At 48.8% G+C, this 14,046-nt stretch carries 13 protein-coding genes and 1 other annotated feature; of the genes, 12 read left to right on the top strand and 1 reads right to left on the bottom strand.

All coding sequences use genetic code 11. The features are described 5' to 3' along the window. The first annotated feature begins 221 nt into the window (after window positions 1-221). The 5 genes from resA to LQV63_RS09670 all read left to right on the top strand — a co-directional run bounded on the left by resA (window position 222) and on the right by LQV63_RS09670 (window position 5,947). Window positions 222-743, top strand: coding sequence for a thiol-disulfide oxidoreductase ResA (gene resA, locus LQV63_RS09690; protein ID WP_233696524.1), 522 nt, complete (start codon window positions 222-224; stop codon window positions 741-743). Window positions 744-771: 28 nt separating this feature from the next. After that, the gene (resB, locus tag LQV63_RS09685; RefSeq protein ID WP_019420088.1) at window positions 772-2,436 is read left to right on the top strand and encodes a cytochrome c biogenesis protein ResB; all 1,665 of its coding nucleotides are present in this window, start codon (window positions 772-774) and stop codon (window positions 2,434-2,436) included. After that, a complete protein-coding gene (gene ccsB, locus LQV63_RS09680; RefSeq protein ID WP_019420089.1) occupies window positions 2,433-3,692 on the top strand; it encodes a c-type cytochrome biogenesis protein CcsB in 1,260 nt (419 codons plus the stop codon). The genes resB and ccsB overlap by 4 nt, the downstream gene beginning before the upstream one ends. 99 nt (window positions 3,693-3,791) lie before the next feature. Beyond that, a complete protein-coding gene (locus LQV63_RS09675; RefSeq protein ID WP_233696523.1) occupies window positions 3,792-4,508 on the top strand; it encodes a response regulator transcription factor in 717 nt (238 codons plus the stop codon). 2 nt (window positions 4,509-4,510) lie between these two features. Further along, window positions 4,511-5,947: a HAMP domain-containing sensor histidine kinase gene (locus tag LQV63_RS09670; RefSeq protein WP_233696522.1), complete on the top strand. Its 1,437-nt coding sequence runs from the start codon at window positions 4,511-4,513 to the stop codon at window positions 5,945-5,947. Window positions 5,948-6,111: 164 nt separating this feature from the next. Here LQV63_RS09670 and serA read toward each other — a convergent pair whose 3' ends face one another. Then, window positions 6,112-7,698 (bottom strand): phosphoglycerate dehydrogenase, encoded by a 1,587-nt coding sequence (gene serA / locus LQV63_RS09665; RefSeq protein ID WP_233696521.1) that lies wholly within the window; start codon window positions 7,696-7,698, stop codon window positions 6,112-6,114. Between the two features lie 65 nt (window positions 7,699-7,763). Continuing rightward, window positions 7,764-8,006, bottom strand: a binding site (T-box leader). A gap of 247 nt (window positions 8,007-8,253) precedes the next feature. Here serA and LQV63_RS09660 point away from each other — a divergent pair. The 7 genes from LQV63_RS09660 (at window position 8,254) to prsW (ending at window position 13,675) form a co-directional block, all read left to right on the top strand. Next, entirely contained in the window at window positions 8,254-8,844 is a 591-nt protein-coding gene (locus tag LQV63_RS09660) for a type II CAAX endopeptidase family protein (protein ID WP_019420093.1), read from the top strand. Continuing rightward, a complete protein-coding gene (locus LQV63_RS09655; protein WP_019420094.1) occupies window positions 8,841-9,230 on the top strand; it encodes a hypothetical protein in 390 nt (129 codons plus the stop codon). The genes LQV63_RS09660 and LQV63_RS09655 overlap by 4 nt, the downstream gene beginning before the upstream one ends. Before the next feature lie 6 nt (window positions 9,231-9,236). Beyond that, window positions 9,237-10,067, top strand: a complete 831-nt coding sequence (locus tag LQV63_RS09650; protein ID WP_233696520.1) for a metallophosphoesterase — start codon at window positions 9,237-9,239, stop codon at window positions 10,065-10,067. A 71-nt stretch (window positions 10,068-10,138) separates the two neighbouring features. Continuing rightward, entirely contained in the window at window positions 10,139-10,588 is a 450-nt protein-coding gene (locus LQV63_RS09645; protein WP_233696519.1) for a DNA-directed RNA polymerase, read from the top strand. A gap of 266 nt (window positions 10,589-10,854) precedes the next feature. Continuing rightward, complete coding sequence (locus LQV63_RS09640; protein WP_019420097.1) at window positions 10,855-11,475, top strand: genetic competence negative regulator; 621 nt, start codon at window positions 10,855-10,857, stop codon at window positions 11,473-11,475. 176 nt (window positions 11,476-11,651) lie between these two features. After that, window positions 11,652-12,902 carry a Glu/Leu/Phe/Val family dehydrogenase gene (locus tag LQV63_RS09635; protein WP_019420098.1) on the top strand — a complete coding sequence of 417 codons (1,251 nt, stop codon included), beginning with the start codon at window positions 11,652-11,654 and terminating at the stop codon, window positions 12,900-12,902. Window positions 12,903-12,904: 2 nt separating this feature from the next. Next, the gene (prsW, locus tag LQV63_RS09630) at window positions 12,905-13,675 is read left to right on the top strand and encodes a glutamic-type intramembrane protease PrsW (protein WP_233696518.1); all 771 of its coding nucleotides are present in this window, start codon (window positions 12,905-12,907) and stop codon (window positions 13,673-13,675) included. Window positions 13,676-14,046 lie beyond the last annotated feature (371 nt).

Genomic DNA, 14,046 nt, shown 5'->3' with positions numbered 1-14,046 from the left:
CACATAATTTTCATATTGAGGAAGATATGACCGCTGGTCTTTGAATTATAATGATCGTGAGTGGTGTAATGAATTTGTTGAAAATCTTCCTCTAAAATGTGAATAATGTCATAGAAGTGCGAATTCAAGAAGAACCATTTTCAGCTGATGTCGAATCACATCTTGGGATGCTTCGTGATCAAAAGGGGCTTTTTGAACAACTTCTGGAAAGGGCGTTGGTAATGGGCAAGCGGAATAAAACAACCCAGATCATCATCTTGGTCGTCATTCTCGTACTCGGCGGCTTCGCCGTAAGCTCTGCCTTCAAGAAGCCGGAGGCGCCGAAGGAAGGCAGCACGATCCCGGATCTGCCATTGCAGCAATTGAACGGCAGCGTCGTGAAGCTGGGGGATTACAAGGGCAAGGCGCTCGTGCTCAATTTCTGGGGCTCGTGGTGCGAGCCGTGCGAACGGGAAATGCCGACGCTGCAGAAGGGCTCGGATGAGTGGAAGGCCAAAAATGTTGAAATCGTCGGAATTAACTATGGCGAAGATCCATTGGTCGTACAAAATTATATGAAAAAGGTCAATGTGCACTTTACAATGCTGCTTGATCAGAAGAAGAAAGTAACGGAAGCGTTTGGGATTCGACCGCTCCCGACCACATTTTTCGTGAAGCCGGACGGTAAAGTTCACGCCATCCATATCGGTGAACTCACCCAATCTCAACTGGATAAATATCTTCAGGAGATAACGGGACAATGATAATCGATAATGGAAGGAGGACAATGTAGTGCGGTTCGACAATACGAAATGCGAATGCGGCCACCAGAACGCAATTGGAACCGTTCTCTGCGAAGCGTGCGGGAAGCCGCAGCATGAGGAACCCGCATTGGATGAAGTCCTAGAGATGCGGTATGACGGAGTTGCGCGAAAATCGCAAAAAGCGAATCCGTCCATTATCGATCGCATTTGGAACTTTTTCTCATCCGTCAAGGTAGCGGTTTATTTAATCGTCATCACACTGATAGGCTCGATGTTCGGCACGATCTACCCGCAGGAAAGCCAGTTCATCAATATTGACGCTTCGTTGTACTATAAGCAATCGTATGGGACAATGGGGCACATTTATTACTTGCTCGGCTTGTCCCATACCTACGAGTCTTGGTGGTTTATTACGCTGCTCGTCATGATTGGGGCGTCGCTCGTCATCTGCAGTCTGGATCGGGTGCTGCCGTTATATCGCGCCTTGCATAAGCAGAAAGTGCGCAAGCATGGGCAATTCATCACCCGTCAGCGCATTGTGTACCAAGGCGACATACAGGATTCACCGAATACTTGGCTCGACGGGATGAGCAAGTCGCTCAAGAAGCGAGGGTACAAGATCGTCCGCGATGAGGATGCGCTCTTGGCGGAGAAAAATCGCTTCAGCCGTTGGGGTCCATACATAAACCATATCGGGCTTATTATCTTTTTGTTGGCTGTTCTGGCCCGCAGCATTCCAGGATGGCATATGGAATACTATGATGCTTTTCCGCAAGGTCAGCCGAAGGAAATACCGGGTACGCCGTTTTATTTGCAGAATGACCACTTTACGGTTGAATATTATGGCGAGGAGGACATGCCCGAGCAATTCGTCAAGGAAGGCCGTGTCATAGCGAAGTTGTTCGAGACTAAGGCGACGTTGTATCGCTGCGTGGATAAATGCGATGAACTCGCCGCCGAACCGGTACTAGAAGAAGTGATGAAGCATGATATACGCGTGAACGAGCCATTGGAGTATGAAGGCTTGATGGTGTATCAATTCGACTTCGATCTGACACCAAGACTCGTCGCAGTAAAGCCAGTGCTGGAGAATCCGCAGACTGGGGAAGTGTACGGACAGTTCGAGCTGAAGATCAATCGTACGGAGACCCACTATGAAGTCGGTCCTTACACCTTAGAACTCACCCACAAATTTATGGATTTCGGACTTGATGAGAATGGGAAACCGACAACGAAGTCTCAAGACCCGAATGCACCTGCCTTTATCTTTATGATTAAAGGTCCGGGCCTGCCGAACGAGGGCGAGCCATATATGTATTTCCCTCTTCAAAAAGACAAAGTGAAGTTTCAGCAAGACGTCATCAATGGCGAAATAGCCAACAAGTTCGATTTGCATGTCCAATCGATGAACGATGTAACACTGTCTGAATCCACCAGCTATCTGAATGTGCGCAAAGATACAGCGATGCCGTTCATTTGGATAGGAGCTGCCATCAGCATGATTGGCCTTATTATGGGCTTCTACTGGCAGCACCGCCGCATATGGCTGCGATTGGATGGGCAACAGCTGGCGCTCGGAGCGCATACGAACAAGAACTGGTATGGGCTTCGGAATGAAGTCGCCCGAGCTTTGCAAGCAGTGGACATTGAAGTCGATGCTAAATCTATCGATCGTGGGGGGAGTAAGGCGTGACGTCATTAGAATTGAGCCAGGACGCATATGTAGTCGCGTTCTTCTTATTTTGTATTTCATTCATCCTGTTCGTCTATGCGATGCCGGGCAAAAAAATGAAGACACACGACCGGGCGCGCCATGAGCGCAGGTGGGGCAGAATTTCATTTACCGTAACGGCCATCGGCTTTGGCAGTCAGCTCGTCTATTTTATCTCTCGCTGGATTGGAGCGGGACATATCCCGGTCAGCAACATGTACGAGTTCATGTCGTTCTTGGCGATGATGATTATCGGCGCATTTGTCGTCATGTATCTCATTTATCGTTCGGCGGTGCTTGGCGCATTTGCGGTTCCGCTGGCCGTCATTATTATGGCTTATGCTTCTGTCTTCCCGAGTGAAGTGCAGCCTTTGATTCCTCAGCTCGATTCGGTCTGGTTGAAAATACACGTTACGTTGGCAGCGCTCGGCTATGCTTTTTTTGCCGTCGCCTTCGTAGCCGCACTGCTCTATTTGCTGCGGACGGTGCGTTGGGATTCGGGAAGCGACCGGCGTTCACAACGTTGGCTCGAATTCACAATGGGATGTATAATTGTTGTTATCGGCTTCATTGCTGTCGTATTCAGCTTCCGCGCCGCGGACTATGAAGTGATCGTCAATCAAAAAGTGGAAACGGTCGAAAACGGCCAAATCAATAGTAAAATAGAATCGGTTACGTACACGATGCCGCCTTTGATTGCACCTTACAACAGTGAAGAAAGCTCTTTAGAAGCGGTGCCGAGCTTTATCGGCATGAAGCTGCCGCTGATGGAAGCTCCTGGCTGGATGAAAGGGGTGCAGGCGGGACGTAAGCTGAATACGGTTATTTGGTCACTTCTTGCCGGACTTGTGCTGTATGCGGCAATCCGGCTCATCTTGCGCAAACCGATTGCAAAAGCTATCAGTCCGCTGGTGCAGGGGTTAGATCCCGATCTGGTAGATGAAATCAGTTATCGTTCCATCGCCATCGGATTCCCTGTCTTTACATTAGGGGCACTGGTCTTTGCCATGATTTGGGCACAAATCGCCTGGTCCCGCTTCTGGGGCTGGGATCCAAAAGAAGTGTGGGCGCTCATTACATGGTTGTATTACAGCGCCTATCTTCACCTGCGCTTGTCCCGCAGCTGGCATGGCGCAAAATCTTCATGGTTGGCCGTTATCGGCCTCCTGATAGTGATGTTTACGCTTGTCGGCGTCAATCTCGTCATTTCCGGGCTTCATTCTTATTCTGGAGTCTGACCATTGCGCCGATAACGATTCGGTCGAACGACTGCGGCTTCTGTCCTGCTGAACTTCAGTCGTTCATACTTTTTGATACCGTTGGAAGGAGAGTCGTTCATGTCCGAACAAGTGAACCGCATCTTGGTCGTAGATGATGAAGAACGGATTCGTCGCCTGCTTAAGATGTACCTGGAGAAGGAAGGCTACGAAATTGAGGAAGCGGAGGATGGTGAAATTGCGCTTCGCAAAGCGGTTGGCGAGGATTACGACCTAATACTGCTGGATGTCATGCTTCCTGGCATAGATGGAATCGAAGTGTGCACCCGCTTGAGACAAGTCAAAGCGACACCGGTTATCATGCTCACTGCCAAGGGCGAAGAGATGAACCGGGTGCAAGGCTTTGAGGTCGGGGCGGATGATTACGTGGTGAAGCCGTTCAGTCCGCGAGAGGTGATATATCGCGTCAAGGCAGTGCTGCGTCGCTCATCGGCTACGGCATTTTTGACGAACGATCCAAAAGCAAGCAACAACATCGTATTTCCTCACCTGATTATCGAGCATGATGCCCACCGGGTGACGGCAGGCGGACATGAAATCAGCCTGACTCCAAAGGAATATGAGCTGCTTCATTATTTAGCCGTGTCTCCGGATAAAGTGTTTTCGCGTGAAGAATTGTTGAAGGATGTATGGAATTATGAATTTTTCGGCGATTTGCGTACGGTTGATACCCATGTGAAGCGGTTGCGCGAGAAATTAAACAAAGTTTCACCGGAAGCGGCTACGATGATCACGACCGTGTGGGGCGTCGGTTACAAGTTAGAGGTGCCGAAATAATCGTGAAATTTTGGCGCAGTGTAGTCGGCAAGCTGTGGATGACCATCATCGGTCTCGTTGCAGTCGTCATGGCCACGTTGGGTGTATACTTGCTTCCATATATCGATAGCAACTTTACCCATCCTAACGATATAAAACAATTATTCGTATATACCGCTATTACCGGGTTCTCGCTCACGACCTTTTTCGCTTTGTTTCTATTTACTAAAATTACGCAGCCGCTTCGCAAGCTGAAGCAGGCTGCCGATACGATTCGCCAGGGCGATTATTCGACGCGCGTCACGATCCCTTCCTCCGATGAGATTGGGGAATTGTCGCGCACGTTCAACCACATGGCCGAAGAGCTGAAGATGACGATTCAGGATTTGCAGCACGAGAAGGAGCATTTGGCGAGCGTGCTGCGGAGTATGACTGATGCGGTCATTACATTTGACGCTTCAGGGAGCATGCTTCTCGCCAACCCGCATGGGGAAGCGATTTTGAACCGTTGGAATTCGATGGAGTGGAATGTCGACGTAGAGCCGTCCGATCCTTCATCAGTTCCCGTCCCGATGAAGCCGCTGTTCCAGAAGGTCATTCGAGAAGGCGAAGAAGTGTCAACGCGCGTCCATGTCAGACAGGAAGTATGGTCTGTCATCGTGGGGCCGCTTCATGCCGACAGCCGCGTGCGCGGAGCTGTAGCCGTGCTGCGCGATGTGACGGAGGAGGTGCGGCTTGAGAAGCTGCGCAAGGACTTCGTGGCGAACGTCTCACATGAGATTCGGACGCCGCTGTCGATGCTGCAAGGATACAGCGAAGCGCTGCTGGACGATATTGCGGCTTCGCCAGAGGAACGGCAGGAATTAGTTCAAGTCATTCATGACGAATCGCTGCGCATGGGGCGTTTGGTCAAGGATTTATTGGATTTGGCCCGCATGGAGGCGGGACACTTGCCTATGCATTGGAGCGAAGCGGATGTGCATGAGCTCATTCATCGCGTATACCGCAAGTTTTCCGTTATTGCCAAAGAAAGAGACATACCCTTGCACATGTCATTGGATGCGGAGGATCCTGTCCTGCCTGTTGCGGACGAAGATCGCTTGGAGCAGGTGTTGACGAATTTGCTCGACAATGCGCTCCGTCATTCTTCGTCAGGGGAAGAAATACGAATTCGTACCGAACGAACGGTGTCGTCAGGCGGAGAGGAACTGCTGTGGATTCATATTGAAGACCATGGTCAAGGCATTCCTTCGGAAGACGTTCCCTACATCTTTGAACGCTTCTACAAAGCCGATAAGGCCCGTAAGAGAGGGGCTTCTGGCGGTACGGGGCTGGGACTAGCCATCGTCAAAAACATTATTGAAGCCCACAACGGCATCTTACGTGTCGACAGCGCGTTGGGACAAGGGACAACATTCTCCTTTGCGGTGCCTGTTCGTGCACCAGAAGATGAAAAATGACTAACAAACGACAACTCCCTTCCCGCCATTTCGGCAGAGAAGGGAGTTTTTTGTTGAGATCTGCATCTCAGTTGCTGTCAGAGTAACGCGTTTTTTTACTATAAATCTTGTTCGTCGTGGAACAATTTTATAGAGGCTGAACACGCACGTATTACGTTACTGCGTTACAGCACGATTTCCTTCGCTTTAATAATATCCGCATTGTTTTTCAGTTGCACAAGCACATCTTTCGAAATCATCTTATCGACAGACAATACCATGATGGCTGAGCCGCCGACAATTTTCCGTCCGACCTGCATCGTCGCGATATTGACGTCATTGGAGCCGAGCAATGTGCCGACCGTTCCGATAACCCCAGGCTTGTCATTATGCGAGATGAGCAAAATATGGCCTTCTGGCGCGATATCTACTGGATATTTGTCGATTTGCACGATTCGCTCGCCGTATCCATTTAACAGCGTACCGGCTACCAGACGCTCTTCCGAACTTGTCCGAAGCGTTACCGAGAGCAGATTGGTGAAGCCCTTTGCGATGTGCGATTTTTGCACAATGATGTTGATGTCTCTCACTTTTGCCAAGTGCATGGAATTCACGACATTAACGTCCGAGCCTAAATGCTGGGAAAGAATGCCCTTGACGATTTCGCGTGTAATCGGCTGCGTGTCCACTTCAGCCAAGTCACCGGAATAGTTGACGACGATCTCATGGACGGCACTTTTGGCCATTTGGGAGACGAATTGCCCCAACTTCTCGGCAAGACCGAAGTACGGCTGAATCTTTTTAAGAACATTTGCCGGCACAGGCGGCATGTTGACCGCGTTCTTGAATGGTTCATTGCGTAAAATATGAAGCACCTGCTCCGATACGTCCACGGCCACGTTCTCTTGCGCTTCCACGGTCGATGCACCCAAGTGAGGGGTTACAATGACCTTGGGATGGTGCAGGAACGGATGGTCCGCCTGCGGCGGTTCCGCTTCGAAGACGTCGAAGGCTGCACCAGCAACGATGCCTTCATCTAATGCTTCGATGAGCGCATACTCATCGATGATGCCGCCGCGCGCGCAGTTAATAATGCGCATGTCTGGCTTCATCACTTCGAACTGCGGGCGAGAAATCATGTGGCGCGTCTCGGCCGTCAGCGGTGTATGGACGGTAAGGAAATCCGCCGCACGGATAATTTCGTCTACCGAACCGAGTTTAATACCAAGCTTCTCGGCTCGCTCCTCCGTCATAAACGGATCGAAGCCCATCACTTCCATCCCGAATGCTTTGGCCCGCTTCGCTACCTCGCTGCCGATACGGCCCATGCCGAGGACGCCCAGCGTCTTGTTCGACAGCTCTACGCCGAGGAACGATTTGCGGTCCCATACGCCGCTAATCGTCTTCACGTAAGCTTGCGGGATGTGGCGGGCAAGCGCCATCATCATCGCAAAGGCATGCTCACACGTCGTAATTGTATTTCCGTCCGGAGCATTAATGACAATAATTCCGCGCTGTGTCGCCGCCTGCAGATCGATGTTATCGACACCGACCCCTGCGCGTCCAATAACTTTCATTTTCTTGGCTGCTTCCATAATACGCGGGGTAACGCGTGTCTGGCTTCGTACCAACAGCGCGTCATACTCTCCGATAATTTCCACCAGCTCGTCTTCCGACAATCCCGTTTGCTTTACTACCGTAACATCCTGTGCATCCACCAACTGCTGAATCCCGAAATCGCTAATCGGATCCGAAACTAACACTTTAAACATGGTTTCTCCTCCTTTAGAACTATGTTTACATATAAAAAAACTCCCATCCGCATACTACGACCGTAGTAAGGGACGAGAGTCTTCTTTCGTGGTGCCACCCTTATTCGCTGTTCGTTCACACAAACAGCCTTTTCATCTCATAAAGAGATAACGAACGATATCGGGTTCGAACCGTTCACGCCTACTAACTATTCGAATTCAGCGCAACAACTCCGGAACGCTGGAACATGACAATCCACCGCCGATTCCCACCTAACATCGGCTCTCTGTAGGCTTCTTTGCCCGTTCGTTTCCTTCACCGTATTAACTCATGAAATTTTACTTAATGTACCATGCTTCCAGAATAGTGTCAATAGGTTGAAAAAACGAAAATGAAATCTTTGAAATGAGTGAAAACGCTTATTTTGCCTCGTTATAACGAACAAAAACACAACACATAGCATTTTACGTAAAGATTTTCTCTTTTCGCCAGCTAAGGTTGAATGATTCTTAAAGTTTCTGCTATGATTCATCTATTGGTTCATATTTAAACAGAATTGGTTAGGCAGGGATGGAATGAAACAAAAATGGAAAAACTTCAAGTCGCGACAGGTCAATGTACAAGACTTAGACGACCGCATTTTGCTAATTAACTTATATTTGACTCAGGCCATAACCCTTACGATAGGCTTGGTATGGATTTGGCTGCAAGGAAGAAATCCGTTCAAGCTGCTAAGCTTGCCGGAAGGCTGGACTTGGTTGTGGTGGGGATGTGGCCTCGCCGTTGCTGTCGTACTGTTCGATATTGCGATATCCCGCTTCGTGCCGGAGGAACTGAACGATGATGGTGGAGTCAATGAGAAGCTGTTTCGCAAGCGTCCGGTATGGCACATTTTCGTCATCTCCTTTATAGTAGGAGTATGCGAAGAAATGCTCTTCCGGGGAGCTGTACAGCATGCGTTTGGCCCGTACTGGACCAGCATTATGTTTGCAACCATCCATGTTCGGTATTTACGCCACTGGCTCCCGACCTTGATGGTATTTTTAATCAGTTACGCTTTGGGGATCGTCTATGAATGGACGGGAACATTGTGGGCTCCAATTATGGCTCATTTTGTAATTGATCTTATTATGGGACTTATCATACGGTTTCGGAGGGAAGCATGAGCGAGAATCATTCAGACCCGTCCTTTCGAGGGTTCTCTCGCAGTCAAGACTCGATCGTACATAGCCCGGCACTGGATGCACTACGCCAATTGAAGGAAGATACGACGGACACATCAGAATCAAAAGTCGATCATCATTCGAACATCAAGACAAAGACAGCAAATCATCAGGCGGATATATCCGCTAGAGAAATGGCAGCTGTCGCTGCCGTTTCTCCATCTATAGATGAAGATGAGGACCGTTCTCTACCCTCTCGTAAAGAATTGTATCCTTCCGACTATGCGAAGTTGACGAATTGGTTTTACAATGTTCTATTTTTGTTGTTTATCGGGTTATTAGTCGGACTTCTATTATGGGGACGCCACAAAATGGCGCTGGAGGGATAATCCGCCATGCTTGCTGCTGTTATCATTGGTGTTATCGCAGTTATCGGTGTTCTCTTCGGGTATATGCTGTGGGAAGCTCGGGGACTTACAATTACAGAAGAAGAAGTGGTATTAGAGCGGTTGCCGTCATCCTTTGACGGGGTCCGCTTGTTCTTTATTACCGATTTCCATCGCAGGATGTTGACACAGCAGCATATGTCGCAACTGGAACAGCATGAGAAAGCAGAGCTAGTGCTGGTCGGCGGGGATATGATTGAGCGTGGTGTTCCGCTAGAACAATGTTTGTATAATATGAGTTGTCTGCGCCAATATGCTCCGGTAATCGCGGTGCATGGCAACCACGACTATAAAGTGGATATCCGCAAATTGGATGACGATCTGAGGGATATCGGGGTTAAGCTATTGGATAATGAAGCGATGCGGCTCGAGCAGAGCGGCGAATTCATATGGATTGCGGGCTGGGATGATTTCAGCTCGGGAAGAACCGACATCCGCCTTGCCATGAGCGAGCCGAGAGGCGAACCGCATTGCACGATCGTTCTTACTCATGATCCGCTGTCTCTGCGGGGGGTGGATGTCAAGGACATTGATGTGGTGCTGTCAGGTCATACGCACGGCGGTCAAATATGTGTTCCGGGGTATGGTCCGCTGCGAACGGGCAAGTTTTACCGAAAATATTTAGCGGGCTGGTATGATTTTCAAGACGAAGCCAATCAGCGAACGAAGCTGTTCATCAGCAGGGGATTCGGCACGTCCCATCTGCCTTTTCGCTTGAACAGCAAGCCGGAAGCGCATTTTATAATACTCCGCTCCGGAGCCAAAGCCAGTGTTTCCTAAAATTAATCCGAATGCTTCGCACATCCGGCGCTCACACTACAACTGATCCTAACAAATAAGGAGGAAACAGCATGAGAGTGAATGCATTTATTTCGGGAGCGGCAATCGGAATATTGGCGGGCATGTACATGGCGGATCGCCGTTCGCTTGCGAATCTGCAGTCCAAGCTTCAACTCGCAGGCGACATGGTACAGGATGTGATGGGGAAAGCGAAGGACAAAGTAATGGACTCCGCGCTTACCAAGAAGATGTCCAACATGACGACGCTCATGGATTCGAAAGCGCAGCATAGTGTCGACGGGTTCAGCTTGGACCAGATTAAAGCATTGATTGATGGCGACCCAGAAGTTAGACGAAAAGTCGATGCCATTCTGAGTGAGAATGGACTGGCTCCGGTTCCGGCGACGTTGGCATCCAATAAGTCGTCAGCGGCAGAGTCGGCGTCGCAAAATATCGCCAAGGCCCAAGTGGCGGATCGTTCGAAATCCGCCAGCAGCATCGAGCAACAATCAACTCATTAATCGTTTGCTTCTAACTGGAATGAACCTCTTTACGCATGTCCATCGTTAAGGATTAATTATGGTTTACTCGATGAAGCAACCGCATTAGAGCGGTTGCTTTATTTTTGTAATAATTTACTTTTCCATACATAACCTTGTGCGTCTATTTTATGTAGTGCAAAACATTTGAAATAATGATAACATGAGTTACATAGAACCATTTTCAGCACATATTATATGTTGCTTCATAATCTGTTATAACCGAAGCTGTAAAGGAGGGTCCTGTCATGAAAATCGAACGTCTAAGTCAAGATAAAATCCGTATTTTTCTTACGTTCGACGATTTATCGGAGCGCGGGATCCAACGCGAGGATCTGTGGCAGGAAATGACTAAGCTGCAGGAGTTGTTCGCGGAAATGATGGATCAAGCGTATACCGAACTCGGATTTGACGCGACGGGACCGCTTGCCGTAGAAGTATTCGCAATGCCTGCACAAGGCATGGTCGTCATCGTCACACGAACCCGTTGGGACAGCGCATCACACCATGCTCACGGTGTGGATGAAGATGAACTGGACGACGTATACGAAATGGAAGTTACACTGGAGGAAAGCGACACCATCGTGTTCGCGTTCCGTGATTTTGAACATTTCATCGAAGCGGCTCATACGGTGAACGGTCAATTCCCCGTCTCCGGCGCGCTCTACCAATATAACGGACAGTGGATATATCACGTGGAACCGGCCAATATGGAGCCCCATCGCTTGCACGGCTTTATCGCCATTTTAGCGGAATATGGGGAAGCAACGTCGGTAACAACCGCTGTTTTGGAAGAGTACGGTACCTGCATCATTGCAGAAGATGCGATATCCGTAATTTGTGCTCATTTCAAAGCGCGACGTGTCTAAGCGCCGTGCATCGTCAACAGGGAGCGCTTATTGGATCATCAATATGTGAGCTCCCTGTTTTTAATTTGTCATCACTTGTCAATCAATATATGCTGACTTCCTCTCATTGGACACTACATAACCAACATCATAGAATCAATGAGCCTATCTAACTAAACTCTATGAGGTGAATCAAGATGTCCGCACAAGATCACAATTCTCTTCTTCAATCTACACAAGTTGTAATCGAGCAAGCTCTACATCGTTTAGGTTATGGACAAGACATGGTCGATTTGTTAAAAGAACCGCTGCGTATGCTGACCGTTCGTATTCCGGTTCGGATGGATGACGGTAAAGTGAAGATGTTTACTGGTTTCCGAGCTCAGCACAACGATGCTGTCGGTCCGACTAAAGGCGGGGTTCGTTTTCATCCAGAGGTGTCAGAAGAAGAGGTTAAGGCGCTTTCCATCTGGATGAGCTTGAAATGCGGAATTGCCGATCTCCCTTATGGAGGCGGGAAAGGCGGGGTTATCTGCGACCCGCGACGGATGTCCTTAAATGAATTGGAACGATTAAGCCGCGGCTATGTTCGCGCGATTAGCCAGATTGTCGGGCCAACGAAGGATATTCCAGCACCTGATGTCATGACAAATGCGCAAATTATGGCATGGATGGTGGATGAGTACAGTGTTATCCGGGAATTTGATTCTCCTGGCTTCATTACCGGCAAGCCGATTGTGCTCGGGGGCTCGCAAGGTCGTGAGACAGCGACTGCGCAAGGCGTTGTTATGATGATCTACGAGGCATTAAAAGTGAAGGGGATCCCGCTCAAAGATGCGCGTGTCATCGTGCAGGGCTTCGGCAATGCGGGCAGTTATCTGTCCAAATTCATGCATGAAGCGGGAGCCAAAGTTGTCGGCATATCCGACGTGCACGGCGGGTTGTATGACCCGAATGGATTGGATATCCCGGATTTGGTTGACCGTCGCGATTCCTTTGGTACGGTAACAAATCTGTTCAAAAATACGATTTCGAACGAAGAACTGCTCATTCAGCCTTGCGATATTCTTGTACCTGCAGCGATCGAGAATCAAATCACCGAACATAATGCGCATCAAATTCAAGCACAGATCATTGTCGAGGCGGCAAATGGGCCGACTACGATTGAAGCGACGAAGATCGTTACGGATAGAGAGATACTGCTCGTGCCTGATGTGTTGGCGAGCGGTGGAGGCGTTATTGTGTCTTATTTCGAATGGGTGCAAAATAATCAAGGTTATTATTGGAGTGAGGAAGAAGTGATGCAGAAGCTGCAGAAGCTAATGACGCGCGGATTCCTAAAAGTGTACGAAGTACACCAGACGAAGCAAGTTGACATGAGGCTTGCCGCCTATATGGTCGGTGTCCGTAAAATAGCGGAAGCGGCTCGCTACCGGGGGTGGGTGTAAGCGTGACTTGTATTTCGGCCATGACTACTTTTGTTGCCAGCATCACAGAAACGGCCGTGCAAACAAGCGAAAGTACGACGCCAATCCTGCCATTGTTAACGGCAGCGATTGCCCCGGGAATTGCTTTGTTAGTTTACTTTTATTTAAAGGATCGATACGATTACGAACCGATTCATATGGTTATTCGTATTTTCCTGCTCGGATTTTTAATCGTATTTCCCATTCTTATTATTCAGTACGGACTTGTGCAGTGGTGGGGTAATAGTCCTTATGTATTCTCGTTTATCATCTCAGCCGGTGTCGAAGAGTTCGTTAAGTGGTTTGTCCTGTATCATATGATTTACAACCATGTCGAGTTCGACGAACATTATGATGGGATACTGTACGCGGTAGCAGTCTCACTTGGTTTTGCCACGATTGAGAACGTGCTGTATGCATGGTCGAATTATACCTCATTCTCGCATCTGCTGATTCGGGCGCTGCTGCCAGTATCTGGGCATGCTCTGTTTGGTGTAATAATGGGCTACTATTTAGGAAAAGCCAAATTTTCAAAAGGAGGCCGTTCCCGCCGTTATTTGCTGTATTCCATAGGTATACCTTTGTTCTGGCACGGTGTATATGATTTGATATTGCTTATGGTGACTCGTTATTGGATATGGTTCGTTGTTCCTCTCATGATCTTTCTCTGGTATTACGGGATGGGCAAGGTACGGCATGCCAATGCGCGCTCTCCGTTTCATTCTGTTAATCGCGAGGAAGAGATTAATATGTAGCGTGTTGGTAAATACTGTACACAAATGCTCTTTTTTTCAGTTTAATCACCAAAATAAGGAGGACTTGTGTGCGGGTAAAGGTAACCATTCGCTGCAGACAATGCGGTGAGAAATTTATTCTACGGGGCAGACGGGAAAGGGGCCGGGTCGAGACCGGCTTCAAGCAATGCGTATGTGACAATCGTGAAGATTTCGTAATTGATGAACAGCCCATATAGGATGCTTCGTGATCAAAAGGTCGCTTTCAGCACCGAGCAGGTTGCGTGAAGCCGAAGAAGGAAGGAACGGAGTGTAGGCAACTACATGAGTACCGGACTTCAAGGGTGAATGCAAGATTCGATGCCGAATATGCTCCCAGAAAATGCTACGAG

Source organism: Paenibacillus profundus (assembly GCF_021369635.1).
In the GTDB taxonomy this organism is placed as follows: Bacteria; Bacillota; Bacilli; order Paenibacillales; family Paenibacillaceae; genus Paenibacillus_B; species Paenibacillus_B profundus.
This window is presented reverse-complemented; position numbering and strand designations above follow the sequence as displayed.

Coding starts and splice junctions, on each gene's coding strand:
- LQV63_RS09660 (WP_019420093.1), top strand. CDS start 8,254: ATGAAACAAAAATGGAAAAACTTCAAGTCGCGACAGGTCAATGTACAA.
- LQV63_RS09635 (WP_019420098.1), top strand. CDS start 11,652: ATGTCCGCACAAGATCACAATTCTCTTCTTCAATCTACACAAGTTGTA.
- LQV63_RS09655 (WP_019420094.1), top strand. CDS start 8,841: ATGAGCGAGAATCATTCAGACCCGTCCTTTCGAGGGTTCTCTCGCAGT.
- LQV63_RS09650 (WP_233696520.1), top strand. CDS start 9,237: ATGCTTGCTGCTGTTATCATTGGTGTTATCGCAGTTATCGGTGTTCTC.
- LQV63_RS09640 (WP_019420097.1), top strand. CDS start 10,855: ATGAAAATCGAACGTCTAAGTCAAGATAAAATCCGTATTTTTCTTACG.
- LQV63_RS09675 (WP_233696523.1), top strand. CDS start 3,792: ATGTCCGAACAAGTGAACCGCATCTTGGTCGTAGATGATGAAGAACGG.
- LQV63_RS09645 (WP_233696519.1), top strand. CDS start 10,139: ATGAGAGTGAATGCATTTATTTCGGGAGCGGCAATCGGAATATTGGCG.
- serA (WP_233696521.1), bottom strand. CDS start 7,698: ATGTTTAAAGTGTTAGTTTCGGATCCGATTAGCGATTTCGGGATTCAG.
- resA (WP_233696524.1), top strand. CDS start 222: ATGGGCAAGCGGAATAAAACAACCCAGATCATCATCTTGGTCGTCATT.